11 protein-coding genes are annotated in these 13,662 nt (G+C 71.8%); 2 read left to right on the top strand and 9 right to left on the bottom strand.

The window, feature by feature from the left end:
• Window positions 1-6 precede the first annotated feature (6 nt).
• The 8 genes from AB0J72_RS34225 to AB0J72_RS34260 all read right to left on the bottom strand — a co-directional run bounded on the left by AB0J72_RS34225 (window position 7) and on the right by AB0J72_RS34260 (window position 10,131).
• Entirely contained in the window at window positions 7-1,551 is a 1,545-nt protein-coding gene (locus AB0J72_RS34225; RefSeq protein WP_363405881.1) for an AMP-binding protein, read from the bottom strand.
• Between the two features lie 12 nt (window positions 1,552-1,563).
• Window positions 1,564-1,839 carry a hypothetical protein gene (locus tag AB0J72_RS34230; RefSeq protein WP_363405884.1) on the bottom strand — a complete coding sequence of 92 codons (276 nt, stop codon included), beginning with the start codon at window positions 1,837-1,839 and terminating at the stop codon, window positions 1,564-1,566.
• A complete protein-coding gene (locus AB0J72_RS34235) occupies window positions 1,836-3,002 on the bottom strand; it encodes an acyl-CoA dehydrogenase family protein (RefSeq protein ID WP_363406048.1) in 1,167 nt (388 codons plus the stop codon). Before AB0J72_RS34235 ends, AB0J72_RS34230 begins: the two co-directional genes overlap by 4 nt.
• A gap of 2 nt (window positions 3,003-3,004) precedes the next feature.
• On the bottom strand, window positions 3,005-4,222 hold the full coding sequence (locus AB0J72_RS34240) for an acyl-CoA dehydrogenase family protein (RefSeq protein ID WP_363405887.1): 1,218 nt from the start codon (window positions 4,220-4,222) through the stop codon (window positions 3,005-3,007).
• Window positions 4,223-4,269: 47 nt separating this feature from the next.
• A complete protein-coding gene (locus AB0J72_RS34245; RefSeq protein WP_363405890.1) occupies window positions 4,270-6,975 on the bottom strand; it encodes a branched-chain amino acid ABC transporter permease/ATP-binding protein in 2,706 nt (901 codons plus the stop codon).
• Between the two features lie 2 nt (window positions 6,976-6,977).
• Window positions 6,978-7,706: an ATP-binding cassette domain-containing protein gene (locus tag AB0J72_RS34250; RefSeq protein WP_363405893.1), complete on the bottom strand. Its 729-nt coding sequence runs from the start codon at window positions 7,704-7,706 to the stop codon at window positions 6,978-6,980.
• Window positions 7,707-8,915, bottom strand: a complete 1,209-nt coding sequence (locus tag AB0J72_RS34255) for an ABC transporter substrate-binding protein (RefSeq protein ID WP_363405896.1) — start codon at window positions 8,913-8,915, stop codon at window positions 7,707-7,709.
• A 64-nt stretch (window positions 8,916-8,979) separates the two neighbouring features.
• Window positions 8,980-10,131: an LLM class flavin-dependent oxidoreductase gene (locus AB0J72_RS34260; protein ID WP_344513020.1), complete on the bottom strand. Its 1,152-nt coding sequence runs from the start codon at window positions 10,129-10,131 to the stop codon at window positions 8,980-8,982.
• Between the two features lie 334 nt (window positions 10,132-10,465).
• Here AB0J72_RS34260 and AB0J72_RS34265 point away from each other — a divergent pair, with 334 nt between their 5' ends.
• Together AB0J72_RS34265 and AB0J72_RS34270 are read left to right on the top strand one after the other, a co-directional pair.
• On the top strand, window positions 10,466-11,194 hold the full coding sequence (locus tag AB0J72_RS34265) for a TetR/AcrR family transcriptional regulator (protein WP_363405899.1): 729 nt from the start codon (window positions 10,466-10,468) through the stop codon (window positions 11,192-11,194).
• 20 nt (window positions 11,195-11,214) lie between these two features.
• A complete protein-coding gene (locus AB0J72_RS34270; protein ID WP_363405902.1) occupies window positions 11,215-12,390 on the top strand; it encodes a flavin reductase in 1,176 nt (391 codons plus the stop codon).
• A 50-nt stretch (window positions 12,391-12,440) separates the two neighbouring features.
• On the opposite strand, the gene AB0J72_RS34275 is transcribed toward AB0J72_RS34270, so the two are convergent.
• A complete protein-coding gene (locus tag AB0J72_RS34275) occupies window positions 12,441-13,628 on the bottom strand; it encodes a X2-like carbohydrate binding domain-containing protein (protein ID WP_363405905.1) in 1,188 nt (395 codons plus the stop codon).
• Between the last annotated feature and the right edge of the window lie 34 nt (window positions 13,629-13,662).

Consider the following 13,662-nt stretch of genomic DNA (forward strand, 5'->3'; position numbering starts at 1 on the left):
GTGACGTCAAGAGATCTGGCCTTCCGCCAGGAGCTCACGCAGCCGGAGTTTGTCGATCTTGCCGGCGGGGTTGCGCGGGAAGGTCGCGACGACGACGATGCGCTGCGGCACCTTGTAACTGGCCAGCCGGCCGCGGCAGTGCTCCTTCACCTCGGCCGCCGATGGCGTGCCGTGGCCGTCGCGCAGCGCCACGACCGCGGTCACCACCTGCCCCCAGTGCGGGTCCGGCTCGCCCACGACCGCGATCTCGGCCACGGCCGCGTGCCCGCCGAGCACGTCCTCGATCTCGACGGGGTAGACGTTTTCGCCGCCCCGGATGATCATCTCGTCGGCCCGGCCGGCCAGGTGCAGGAAGCCTTCCTGGTCCTTCCAGGCCAGGTCGCCGGCGATGAGCCACCCGTCGCGGACGGCGCGGGCGGTGAGGTCGGGCCGGTCCAGGTAGCCGCTCATCACCGTGTCGCCCCGGCTGGCGATGACCCCGATCTCCCCGTCCGGCATCTCGGCGCCGTCGGGGTCGTCGGGGTCCAGGAGCCGGACGTCGCAGCCGAACGCCGGCCGGCCGATCGTGCCGAGCAGCCATTCGTCGCCGGCGAGGGCCCGCCGGTGGTCCTCGGGCCGCAGGACCAGTTGGCCGCCCGCCTCGGTCCCGGCGCCGAACCCGTTGTGCAGGTCGCAGCCGAAGACGTCGGCCATGCGCCGCACGACCGAGGTCGGCATCGGCGCGCCGCCGTACATGATCGAGCGCAGGCCGGAGAAGTCCGCCTCGGCGAGCTTCGGGTGTTCGAGCAGCTGGATGATCATGCTGGGGACGAGCGTCGCGTGCCGCACGCGCCCGGACCCGAGCCACGACAGCGCCAGCTCGGCGTCCCACTGCGGCATGATCACGGAGGCTCCGCCGCGGGCGACGCCGTAGAGCACGTGCCCGAAGCCGGCGGCGTGGAAGAGCGGGGCACCGGAGTAGATCAGGTCGCCGGGCCGGAGGCCGAGTTCGAGCACCCCCGACTGCGTGATCGCCTTGATCATGCGCTGCGACTGCAGCACGCCCTTCGGGGTGCCGGTCGTCCCGCTGGTGAACGAGATGCTCAGGATGTCGTCGTCCGTGGTGACCGCCGCGAGCTCGCCGCCGTCCGGCCCGCCGGCCAGGAACTCCTCATACCCCGACTCGAACTGGATGGCGTCCCGGAGCCGGCAGTCGTCGACGATCTCCTGGTACCGGGCGCTGTGGAAGATGACCTGGGCGCCGCTGGCGGCCAGCACCGTGCGGATCTCCGCCGGGGACAGCCGGAAGTTGAGCGCCACGTAGGTCGCGCCCAGCTTCATGCAGGCCAGCAGCACCTCGACGTACTCGGGGGAGTCCACGGCGAGCAGCGCCACCCGGTCGCCGCGGCCGATCCCGAGCTGCCGCAGGGCCCGGGCGAGCCGGGTGATCCGCTGCTCGCCCTCGGCGTACGTGCGGGTCCGCCCGTCCGCGGCCACCAGAAACGCGGCCTGCGGGGTGAAGCGAGCCTGCACGGTGACCCAGTCACCGGGCGCCAAACCGGAAAGCTGCACGGGGGTACCTCCTCAATCGCCGACGACGTGCATGCGGACCTCGTCCCCGTCCACCCACCCGTGCCGGCGGGCGTAATCGATCATGCCGTCGAACTCGCCGCGCCACTGCTGATCGCTCGCCCGCTCACCGGCCAGTTCCAGCAGCGTCCGCGTGCGCACCCAGATGTGGCCGTCCTCGAGGCGGCCCCGGTCGCCGATCGTGGCGTCCCCGAGGATGTGCGCGCTCAGCGACCTGAGGTCGTCGAGGCCGACCAGCGTGACGCCGGCCTCCTCGACCCGCAGGATCATCGGCCGACCTTCCCGGCGTAGAACGAGGCCAGCTGGGTGTCCTCGCCGTGGGCCGCCAGCACGGACGCCGTGAGCAGCCGGGGCTGCTGACCCGTGGAGTCGAGCAGCTGCCGGTTCGACACGGCGCGCCGGTAGTACAGATGGGCCGGGTGCTCCCACGTGAACCCGATGCCGCCGTGCAGGTGGATCGCCTCGCGGGTGATCTCGGCGCCGATCCGCCCGCAGTACATCCGCGCGACGGCCAGCCCGGCCAGCGACTCCGGCCGCCGGCCGATCGCGTCGTTGTGCTGCACCGAGCGCACGGCGACCGACAGGGCGGAACGCGCCCGCTCCAGCGAGACCAGCAGGTCGGCGCACTTGTGCTTGACCGCCTGGAACGACCCGATCGGCCGGCCGAACTGGGTGCGCACCTTCACGTAGTCGACCGCCATCTCCAGCGCGCGTTCGGCGGCGCCGACGCACTCGGCCGACATGCCGAGGATCGCGCCCTGGCGGATGGCGGCCACCCCGGCGCGGGCCCGGTCGTCCTCGGCGAGCAGTTCGGCCCGGGCGCCCGTCAGCCGCACCGCGCCCATCCGCCGGGTCAGGTCGAGCGTGGCCAGCGGGACGACCTCGACGCCCGGGTCGCTCGCGTCGACCCAGAAGAACGCGTGATGACCATGGTGCTCGGCGAGCACGAGCAGGGCGTCGGCGGCGGTGGCGTCGACCACGCAGGGCAGCTCGCCCTGGATCTCGAAGTCGCCGCCGGTGCCGGCCTTCGCGTGCGGGTACTCCAGCGGGAACTTCTCCTCGATGGGCAGCACCGGCACCGCGACGAGATCCCCGGCGGCGATCCGGCGGAGCCGGCCGTGGTTCGCCTCGTCGTCGGCGAGGGCCACCAGGGCCGCGGCCACCAGCGAGGTGGTCAGGAAGGGCCCGTCGTCGAGGGCCCGGCCGAGCTCGGTGTGGACGGCGACCTCCTCCGCCAGGCCCATGCCCGCGCCGCCGTACTCCTCGGGGATCCGGACTCCGGGCAGGCCCAGCTCATTCGCCTGCCGGCGCCAGCGATCGCGGTCGAGGCGCCGGGCCTCGGCCGGGTCGAGCGCCCCGCCGCGCAGGGCGGCTCCGGGGTCCCGCTCGAGGTGGGCGCGGACCACCTGCCGCAACTGCTCGATGTCGTCCATGCTCAAGCACTCTTCTCGGGGACCGGGCGCTCCTCGCGCGGAAGACCGAGCACGCGCTCGGCGAGGATGTTGCGTTGGATCTCGTCGCTGCCACCGGCGATCCTGTGGGACGGCGCGCTGAGCAGTAGCTGCGACCACGAGTAGGTGCCCCAGGCGCCGGTGTCGGCGACCATCCGGTACCCCAGGAGGCGGGCGGCGACGTCGGAGTAGTACTCCATGTCGGAGGTCGTCATGAGCTTGACGACGGAGCCCGGGGCGGGCCCGCCGGCGTCGCGCAGCCGGGTGGCGGTCTCGTGCAGCACCTGCTCGCGGGCCCAGCACTCGGCCAGCAGGTCCTGGATGGCCGGATCGTCGATGGCGCCGGTGGAGCGGGCCAGGGCGAACAGGCGGATCACCGGCTCGATCATGATGCCGTTGTGGGCCCGGCCGAGCACGGAGCGCTCGCTGCCGACCGTGGTCATCGCGATGTTCCAGCCGCCGTTCACGGGTCCGAGCCGCCGGGAGTCCGGCACCCGTACACCGTCGAGGAACACCTCGTTGAAGTGCTCGGAACCGGTCACCTGGCGCAGCGGGCGGACATCGATCCCGGGCGAGTTCATGTCGATGAGGAACACGCTCAGGCCGCGGTGCCGGCTCTCCGGCGGTCCGGTGCGCACGAGCAGCTCCCCGAGCTGCGCGACGTGTGCGAAGGACGACCAGACCTTCTGGCCGGTGACGATCCAGTCGTCACCGTCGCGGACCGCGGTGGTGCGCAGGCTGGCGAGGTCGGAGCCGGCCTCCGGCTCGGAGAAGAGCTGGCAGCAGATCAGGTCGCCGCGCCAGATCCCAGGCAGGTAGGCGCGCTGCTGCTCCTCGGTGCCGTGCGCCAGGATGGTCGGTGCCACGATGCCGTGGCTCACCATGTAGGTCGACGTGGACGGCACCTGGTACTCCGCGGCGATGCCGGCGACCAGCTCGACGTAGTCGTGGGAGAGCCCGCGCCCGCCGAGGCGGGTGGGACCGTCGAGCCAGGCGAGCTTCGCGTCGAACAGTTCCCGCTGCCACTGCTGGGCCCGGGCGACCTCGGCCGCCTCGTCGTCCGGCTGGGTGAGGCCGACGCCGACCACGTCGTCGTCCCCGACGCCGTGCAGCATGCCGCGCCGCTCGCGCCGCGGCGCCCGGGCCGCGAAGAACGCGTGCGCTTCGGCGGCCACGGACTCGTGCGTCGCTGGCGTGGTCATCGGCTCCTCCTGCGGGCTGTGCTCTGGTGCGTTGACCGGGCCGGCGTTCACACGCGGGCCCCGTCGTCGGACTCGTCCGCTTCGCGACCGAGGTAGGCGGAGATGACCCGGGGATCCCGGGCGACGTCCTGGGGCGTTCCCCGGGCGAGCACGGCGCCGGCCTCGAGCACGGTGACCCGGTCGCACGTGCTGAGCACCAGGTCGACGTTGTGCTCGACGAGCAGGATGCTCATGTCCCAGTCCCGGGCGAGGGTCCGGATGAGCGTGCCGAGTTCCCGGGCCTCCTCGTCGCTGAGCCCGGCCGCCGGCTCGTCCAGGAGCAGCACGCGCGGGTCGGCCGCCACCGCCCGGGCGATCGCGACGAGCCGCCGCTTGCCGAACGCGAGCTCGCCGGGCTTGCGGTCGAGGTCGTCCTCGAGCCGGAACTCCCGGATGGCCGCGAGGGCGGGCGGCGTCAGCTGGATGCGGCCCGGCACGACGAGGTCGCTGACGTAGCGGCGGGCACTGTCGTCATCACACGCGACCGCGAGGTTCTCACGGACGGACAGGTCGGCGAACAGCTCCAGGGACTGGAAGGACCGGGCGACCCCGGCCCGGGCCCGGCGCCGCGCGCTCCACGGCGCGATCGAACTGTCGTCGAGTCTGATCGTGCCGCGGGTGGGTCGCACGAACCCGGTGAGCGCGTCGATGACCGTCGTCTTGCCGGCGCCGTTCGGGCCGATCAGGCCGTGCACCTCGCCCGGGACGAGATCCAGCGACACGTCGTCGACGGCCACGACGCCGCCGAACTGCACCCGCAGGTCGGACACGTGCAGCGACCGCGACGGACGGCGGTCGTGCGCCGGCGTGACGGGCTGCTCCCGCTCGGCCCGGGGCAGGGACGGGAAGGAAGGCACCCGCAGGAGCCGGCCGATGCGGCGCACGAGGTGGGCGTTCATCTCGTACAGGCCGTTGCGGCCGCTGCGCAGGACGTAGAGCAGGAACAGCCCGCTGACCAGCGGCAGGTAGCGCTCCAGGTTGTCGACGCCGTGCAGGATCTGCGTGCCGACCCCGCCGGGCAGCAGCGTGGACGCGAGCAGCGCACCGCCGATGGTGCCGATGCCGCCGACGACCGAGACGCCGATGACGGTGATCGAGGTGAGCACGTCGAACTGGGCCGGGAGGACGGTGGCGCCCTGGAAGGCCAGCAGGACACCGGCGAGCGCGGCGAGCGCCGACGCGAGGGCGAAGGCGTAGAGCTTGCCGACGAACACGTTGACGCCGAGGGCGGCCGCGGCCCGTTCGTTGGACCGGACCGCGAGCAGGCGCCGGCCGACCCGGCCGCGGCGCAGGTTGGCCACGGCCAGGGCGCTGAGGGTCAGCGCCGCGAGCGCCACGAGCCCGTAGTTGTAGGGATGCCTGATCGCCCCGAAGTCCCAGCCGAGGATCGACGGCTCGCCGATCGGGATGCCGGTGTCGCCGCCGGCGAACTTGAAGTCGCTGAGCACCAGGCTGAACAGCACGATGCCCATGCCGAGCGTCGCGATGGCGAGGTTGATGCCCCGGGTCCGCAGCGCCGGCAGCGCGACCAGCACGCCGACGAGCGCCGCGGCCACCATCGCGCCGATCAGCGCCGGCAGGAAGCCCCAGCCCGCGCGGGAGACGAACGTCGCCGCGGCGAAGGCCCCCGACCCGGCGAGCACGTACTGGGCCAGCGACAGCTGCCCGGCGTACCCGGTGACGACGGTGACCGACAGGGTGAGGATCGCGAACGCCATCGTGACCGTCAGCGCCTGCGCCCACACCGGCGAGACGACGAAGGCGATGAGGAAGGCGAACACGCCGACGACGAGGACCGCCGGCACGACCCGGATGCGGCCGTCGCCGACGCTGGGCAGGCGTTCCAGCACGTGACTGCGCAGGGGCAGCGAGCTTCCCCGCAGCACCAGATAGGCCACGATCACGATGAAGGGCACACTGTCGCCCCAGCCCGTCACCGTGACATAGCGGGTCGTCAGCGACTGCACGACACCGATCGCCAGCGCGCCGGCGAAGGCGATCGGGAACGAGACGAACCGGGCCAGCAGCGCGGCGGCGAGGGCCGGCACGATCAGCAGGGTGAGCTGCGTGGGCTGCAGGTAGGTGATCGGGCCGATCAGGGCGCCGGCCAGCGCCGCGATGCCGGCCGCGAGCGCCCAGTTGGCGGTCGCGATCCGGTCCGGTGAGTGGCCCAGGCTCGCGACGGCCCGCTGGTTCTCGGCCATGGCGCTGGCCACCCGACCGAACGACGTCCAGCGGAAGACGGCGTACAGCGCCGCCGTCAGTGCCGCCCCGATCAGCAGGATGATGAGCCGGTCGACGCCGAGCGTGGCGCCGGGGAGCGGCTCGACGGCGGTGGTGGGTAGGAACGAGGGCACGCTGATGGGGCCCACCCCGTACCGCAGCACGGCGGCGGCCTGGAGGGTGAGCAGCACGCCCAGGGTCGCGATCACCCGTTCGATCGGTGATGAGGTGCGCATCGGCCGGAGGATCAGCAACTGCACGGCGACGCCGAGCAGGACGCCGACCGCGGTCGCGGCGACGACGGACGGGATCGCCGGCCACCCGGCCGCCACCCGGATCTCGTAGTACGCGTAGCCGCCGACCATCACGAACGAGCCCTGCGCGAAGTTCACGATCCCGGAGCCCCGGTAGATCAGCACCAGCCCCTGGCCGAGGAGGCTGTAGATCGCGCCGATGCCCAGGCCGAGCAGGAGGAACTGGACGATTTCCACGATCACTCCGTTCCGGTTGCGGTGGCGTCACCGAGGTAGAGGGACTCCACGGCCGCGATGCCGTCGGCGGCGTTACCCGTCGCCGCGACGGCACCGCGCCGCAGGAGGTACCAGCGGTCGGCGACCGCCATGGCCCGGCGGGCCTGCTGCTCGACCAGCAGCACGGCCACCCCGTCCCGGTCGGCCGCCTGCCGCAGCGCGGCGAACAGGCGGTCGACCACGAGCGGTGCGAGGCCGAGGGACAGCTCGTCGAGCAGCAGCGCGACCGGGTTCGCCGCGAGGGCCCTGGCCAGCGACAGCATCTGCTGCTCGCCGCCGGACAGCAGCCCGGCCCGGGTCGCGAGGAGCGGTCGGAGCTCGGGGAAGAGCTCCGTGGCCCGTTCGATGCGCCCCGACCCGAGCAGCAGGTTGTCGCGCACGGACATGCTCATCAGCACCGAGCGCTCCTCGGGCACGAAGCTCATGCCCATGCGGGCGCGCACGTGGAGCGGGGCCGTCGTCGCCGTCCCGCGCCACAGCACCTCACCCCCGATCGGCGGCAGTTCGCCGGCCGCGGTGAGGATCGTCGTCGACTTGCCCGTCCCGTTGGCCCCGAGGAGCGCGACGATCTCGCCGCGCATCACCTTGAGGTCGACGTCGCGCACCACAGCCAGGTCGTCGTACCCCGCGCTCAGTCCGCGCAGCTCGAGGACGGGGGAGTCCTCGGCCGCCACTGCCGCCGATGCGTTCATCTACTTGGTGCCCAGCGGGTCGATCGCGTCGCCGTCCTGCTTGAGCGTGCCGCCCACGGCCTCGGACACGTACACCTTGAAGGTGGGCACCCGCGGGTAGGTCTGGACGACCGGCGGGTTGGGGATGCCGGCGTAGTCAGGCACGGTGCCCAGCACGATGGGCTTGTCGAGCTTGTCCAGCAGGCCGGTGATCGCGGCGCCGGAGACGTTGCCGCCCAGCCGCTTCACGATCTCGACGAGGAACGTGATCGAGGTCCAGGTGCCCAGGGAGCCGTTGTCGGTCACGGCCTCCGGGTGGTACTTGGCCATGTCGGCCAGGAACTGCTGCACCTGCGGGATCGAGGTGTTGGTCACGGGCACCGCGGACGACGTGATGAACACCTTGTCGGCGAGGTCACCGAGCGCCTTCTGGTCGGCGGGCTTGAAGATGTTCGCCAGCGTCGCGATGTTGCCCTTGAACCCGGCCTGGCGGACGGCCCGGATGATCCGCGGCGCATCGGTCGCGGTGGAGGCGACGGCGATGGCGTCGGGCGTCTTGGCCAGCGCCGAGGAGGCGACGGCGCTGAAGTCGGGCGCGCCGAGCGGGGCCAGGATCCGGAACGACTGGGCTCCGCCGGCCTTCGCCCCGTTGGCGATGTCGTCGGCGGCGGCGTAGGCGGCGGCCGCGTCGGCGACGATCACCGCGATGTTCTTGCCGCCCTTGTTGGCCAGCAGCCGGCCCAGGCCGACCTGCATCGACTGGGTGCCGCCGGTGATCGGGTACGAGACCTTGCTCGTGCCCTCGGTGGGGCCGCCCGATCCGGCGCCGGCCAGCCACGGGATACCCGCGGCCTCGAGCACGGGTAGTTCCGCGGGCGCCTGCGAGCTGGCCGCGCCGACCACGGCGACGACGCCGCTGCTGACGGCCTGGCGGGCGCAGGCCGCGCCGGTGTTGGCGTTGTACGCGTCGTTGCAGAACTCCACCTCGATCTTCCGGCCGTCGATGCCGCCGGCGGCGTTGATGGACTGCACGTGCGCGTCGAGACCGGCCTTGGCGTCCTTCAGCGAGAGGTTCGGGCTCTCGAAGGTCCCGATCTGCATGATCTTGATCGGGCCGCTGCTGCTGGCGGTGGTGCTCGGGGTGTCCGCGCCGCGGCAGGCGGCGAGGCCGGCCACGAGCGTGAGGGTGGCTAACGGGACGAGGACATGACGGGGTGTGAGGAAGGGCATGTCGGTCCTTTCGGATTATCCGAGCTGTCTCCGGCTTGGAGGGGGTGTCCAGCTCGGGACCAGGTCAGCGCAGGCTCTGGATGTTCACGCCGGCGGGCAGTTCGCGGCCGGAGTCGGAGTAGGCCTTGGAGATCGCGGCCTGGGCCAGTGGCTTGTAGGACGGTCGCTTCTCGGTGACGACACGGGCGGACCGCTGCGCGGCCGTGAGCGTGCCCTGGAAGTGCGGCATGACGAAGCGGGCGAAGAGTTCGAGGCTGGTCAGCGACTTCTCCCGGCTGGCCCAGTCATGCGTCATGATCATGAATCCGCCGAAGCCGCCGGTCTGATCGAGCATCCGCTCGATCGCCGCGATGGCGTCCGCGGGCGTGCCGATGATGGAGCTGTCGTCGGCGATCTCGTCGGCGAGGGTGTAGTCGTTCTCCAGGCCCAGCACCGGCTTGAAGTAGTTCTCCCGCTCCTCGGCCCGTCCCTTCTCGACGTCGCGGATCGCCTGCTCGCGGTCCTCGGCGAGGTGGACCCGCACGACCATCCGCCACTCGTCCCGGCTGATGGTCGTGCCGGCGTCGGCGGCCGCCTGCTCGGCGATCTCCCACTGGGCCTTCATGTCCTTCTTCCCGCCGATGAACCCGGCGCTCAGGGACAGGACGCCGACGCCGTGCTTGCCGGCGGTGGTCACGCCCGAGGGTGAGGTCGTGCTGGCGACGGCGATCGGGACGCCGTCCGGACTGAGCGGCAGCCAGGCCAGCTGGGCCTCGCGCAGCTCGAACCATTCGGTGGACGCGGTGACGGTCTCGCCGTCGAGGAGCCGGATGATCACGTCCAGCGCCTCGTTCATCCGGGAGCGCTGGGTCACCGGCGCGATGCCCATCATGTCGGCGTCGGAGATGAGCGCACCCGGGCCGACGCCGAGCATCGCGCGGCCGTAGCTCAGGTGGTCCAGCAGGACGACGCGGTCGGCGACCAGCAGCGGGTGGTGGTACGGGAGGCTGACCACGCCCGTCCCGAGCCGGATCCGCGAGGTGCGGACGGCCGCCGCCGACAGCGCCATGAACGGGTCGGCGATGCGCTCGACGCCGGTGGAGTGGTGTTCGCCGACCCATGCCTCGTCGTATCCGAGCCGGTCGGCGAGCTCGATGAGCGCCAGGTCGTGACGCAGGCTGAGCGTCGGGCTGTCGTTGTTCGCGTGGAACGGGGCGATGAACACACCGAAAGTCATGGGCGCCGGACGGGCCATGGGGATCCCCTCATAAGCGGGTGTCGATCGAGAGCAGAGAAGGTGGAGCCGGGCGCGTGTGACGCCGGTCTCAAGCAAGTGATTGCTGAATCTACTCAGAAACTCGCCGAGCGCAAGAGACTGCCGGAAACGGGTTCGGCTCGGTTCGGTGGCGTGCAGTTCAGTGGGAATGCCCGGATCTTGCCTCGTTGGGCGGTACTGCAGGGCTCGGAAGCATTCCTGAATCTATTCAGATTCAGGGTGGCGTGCGCCACACAGATGGCGCTATGGTTTTCCGGCGTTCACCAGAGAGCGCTGCCGAAGAAGAGGGGGCGGCATGCCGGAACTGTCCGACGAGCCCGACGCGGCGCGCACCAGACGCCTGGAGCGAGTCGCCGCCAACCTGCGGGGAGCGGTCCGGCGCCAGGACGGGCGGGAGACGCCGGTCGGCCCGCGCGCCATGCGCACCCGCAAGAAGCTGCTCGAGGTCGCCGAGCAGCTCTTCGCCCGCGACGGCTACGCGAACATCTCCCTCAACGACATCGCCCAGCAGTCCGGGGTCAGCCTGGGGACCGTCTACCAGTACTTCGTCGACCGCGACGACATCGTGGCGACGCTCGCCGGCGAGAGCGCCCTGCGCATGCTGAACCGCGGCGCCGACTTCTGGGACGCGGCCACCGGCCGCCTCGGCCTGCGCCGGGCGATCAGCGCGATCGTGACGACGCAGTGGGAGAACCGCGACTTCTTCAGCCTCTGGGAGACCGCCAGCCACAGCGATGCCCGGCTGGCCGAGCTGCGCCGGGAATGGGTCGGCGACTTCCGCCGCTCCTTCGCCCGGTCCCTGGCCCGCGGGATGAAGAGCGGGCACGTCCGATCGGGCCTCGACCCGGAGGAGACGGCGCGCGCCCTGAGCCTCATGGTGAGCGCGTACTGCTACGACGCCTTCGTCGCCGACCCGCCCGACCCGCCCCTGGACCCGGAGGGCGTGATCGACCACCTGACGACCCTGTGGGCGGACGCGATCGGCCTGCGCGAGGACCGCGAACTGCGGCCCGCAGACGCGTGAGCCCGATGGAGAGGACGACGATGTCGCTCAGCACCGCCCACCGGACGGCCGGCTCGGCCGACGACCCCGCCTGGTTCCGCCACGTCCTCGGGCAGTACCCCACCGGCGTCTGCGTGATCACCGCCCAGCCGGAGGACGGCCCGCCGATCGGCATGGTCGTCGGCTCCTTCTCCTCGGTGTCGCTGAACCCTCCGCTGGTCGGGTTCTATCCGAGCGTCACCTCGGAGACCTGGCCGCACCTGCAGCGGGCCGGCAACTGGTGCGTCAACATCCTCGCCGCCCACCAGACCGACGTGTGCCGCCGGATCGCGACCGCCCCGCTCGCCGAGCGGTTCGACGGCGTCCCCTGGCGGGCGGCCCCGTCCGGCGCCCCGATCATCGACGGCGCGGTGGCCTGGATCGACTGCGTCCCGGTCGCGGTGCACGACGCCGGTGACCACAAGATCGCGCTTGCCGAGGTGCGGCACCTCGACACCGCGAGCACCGAACTGCCCCTGCTGTTCTTCCGCAGCGGCTACGGCAGTTTCGCGCCGCTCACCCTCACCGCCTACGACCCGGAGATGCGGCTCACCCGCCCGCTGCGCCACTTCGAGCTCATCCGTTCGATCGCGCAGGAGCTGCCCGACCAGGGCCTGCGGTGTTTGGTGACCGCACCCGTCAGCGACAGCGTCGTCGTGGTCGGCCAGCTCGACCCGCCGTCCGCGACACCCTCGGCGCAGCCCACCACGCTCGTCGGTCAGCGGCTGCCGTTCCGGCCGCACGGCCCCTCGATCTTCGAGGCGTGGGCGCCCGAGCGGGAGCAGGAGGCGTGGGTGGCCCGGTTCGCTCCGGACTCGCAGGAGGCCGAGATCCGGGCCCTGGCCCGGATCCGGGAGCGCGGGTTCTCCATCGGCCTCGGCAGCGAGGGGCACCGGCGCTTCGCCGCGGCCCTGGAGCGGCTCGCCGCCGAACCCGGCGCCGTGGGCAACGAGGAGCTCGACGCCCTGGTGGCCTCCCTCGACTACGAGCCCCCGGAGCTGTCCGACGAGGTCCTGGCGCAGGCCCGCGTGATCTCCGCGCCGGTCTTCGACAACGAGGGAAACCCGGTGCTGGCGCTCACCGTCTTCGGCTTCAAGGCCCGGCCGGATGTCGTCCGCGCCGCGATCGCCGCCGTCACCGCGTGCGCCGGACGGGCAACGAGTTCGCTCGGGCTGTGAGGTCCGGCCCGCCGTGGGGTTCACGGCGGGCCGGTCCGCCGGCGACAGGGTCAGGCGGTGGTGCCGGTGACGGTGCCGCCGGACTTCGTCACGTAGTACGTGACCTTGGTGCCGCTCCAGAAGTGGAACGTCAGGGTGACCCTGGCGTTGTCGTTGACCTCGGCGAAGAAGGCCGGGCGGAGCGTGATCGTGTTCGCGGTGGCGTCCGGGGCGAACGTCACGTCGAACTCCTTGAACGAGGTCCAGTTCTGCGGTCCGGCGTTGCTGCCGTCGGCGTACTTCGCCTCCATCGTGGCGAGCTGGTCGCCGCGGAACTGGGCCGGCAGCGAGAACGCCGCCGTGGTGCCGGTCGCGCCGGTCGCGCCGGCGAGCACCGGCGGGTCGAACGTGATGATGTTGATCCGCCAGGGTACGCCGCCGGAGAAGCGCGCCTGGAGGGTCGTGTTCACGCCGTACGGACGCGAACCGACGAGTCTCGTCAACGCGGCCGCGGTCAGGGTGAGCTGGTTGCCGGAGACGGTGTAGTCGGTGCCGCGGACCAGGTCGGTGCCGCCCTGGCGCAGGCTCTGGAACGTGGTGCCGTTGAGGTTGAGCGTCAGGGTCTGCGCCGCGATCGAGCCGGTCTTCGGCACGTAGACGAAGTCCGCCGAGGCGGTGCCGGAGCGGGTGGTCCAGCTCGACCTGATCTGCCCGAACAGCTCCGGGTCGCTCCAGGTGAACGAGGTCCGGCCGAAGTGCTGGCCGTTGTCCCACAGCATGGTGGTGAGCTTCTTCGTGCGGGCGTAGTGGCCGAGGTACTCGAAGAACTTGAGCTTCTCGCCCTGCTCGATGGTGCCGGTGTGCCGGTCGAAGCCGAGCAGCCCGTACTCGCCGATGATCACCGGGATGCCGCGGGCGACGAACGCGTTGGCGACCCGGTCGAACTGCCCGACCAGGTCCTGCTCGACGGCCGAGTCGAACCTGGTGCCGCCGGCGACGTTGACGCTGAACGGCCAGTAGCCGTAGAAGTGCACGGTCGCGATGAGGTTCCGGTCGTTCAGCTGGTTGAACGTGGTCGTGAGCTCGTCGATGCGGGCCTGGTCGGCCGACGTGTGCAGGGTCGGCAGGACGAGCAGGCGGGTCGCGTTGGTGCCGCCCGAGGCGCGGACGATGCGGTGGAACTCCTTGTTCAGCGCGGCCAGCAGTTCGGCGTTCTGGGCGTCGCCGGAGTTGCTACCGGCGCGTAGCGGTTTGGGCATAGGTTGAGCGGAGCGACACGGACGCCGTATTTAC

Origin of the sequence: Dactylosporangium sp. NPDC049742, assembly GCF_040674675.1 — a bacterium.
GTDB classification, from domain to species: domain Bacteria; phylum Actinomycetota; class Actinomycetes; order Mycobacteriales; family Micromonosporaceae; genus Dactylosporangium; species Dactylosporangium maewongense.

Bases quoted from the DNA above. Each gene is read 5' to 3' on its own strand.
- AB0J72_RS34250 (WP_363405893.1), bottom strand. From the start codon at position 7,706: ATGAACGCATCGGCGGCAGTGGCGGCCGAGGACTCCCCCGTCCTCGAG.
- AB0J72_RS34275 (WP_363405905.1), bottom strand. From the start codon at position 13,628: ATGCCCAAACCGCTACGCGCCGGTAGCAACTCCGGCGACGCCCAGAAC.
- AB0J72_RS34235 (WP_363406048.1), bottom strand. From the start codon at position 3,002: ATGGACGACATCGAGCAGTTGCGGCAGGTGGTCCGCGCCCACCTCGAG.
- AB0J72_RS34230 (WP_363405884.1), bottom strand. From the start codon at position 1,839: ATGATCCTGCGGGTCGAGGAGGCCGGCGTCACGCTGGTCGGCCTCGAC.
- AB0J72_RS34265 (WP_363405899.1), top strand. From the start codon at position 10,466: ATGCCGGAACTGTCCGACGAGCCCGACGCGGCGCGCACCAGACGCCTG.
- AB0J72_RS34270 (WP_363405902.1), top strand. From the start codon at position 11,215: ATGTCGCTCAGCACCGCCCACCGGACGGCCGGCTCGGCCGACGACCCC.
- AB0J72_RS34240 (WP_363405887.1), bottom strand. From the start codon at position 4,222: ATGACCACGCCAGCGACGCACGAGTCCGTGGCCGCCGAAGCGCACGCG.
- AB0J72_RS34260 (WP_344513020.1), bottom strand. From the start codon at position 10,131: ATGACTTTCGGTGTGTTCATCGCCCCGTTCCACGCGAACAACGACAGC.
- AB0J72_RS34255 (WP_363405896.1), bottom strand. From the start codon at position 8,915: ATGCCCTTCCTCACACCCCGTCATGTCCTCGTCCCGTTAGCCACCCTC.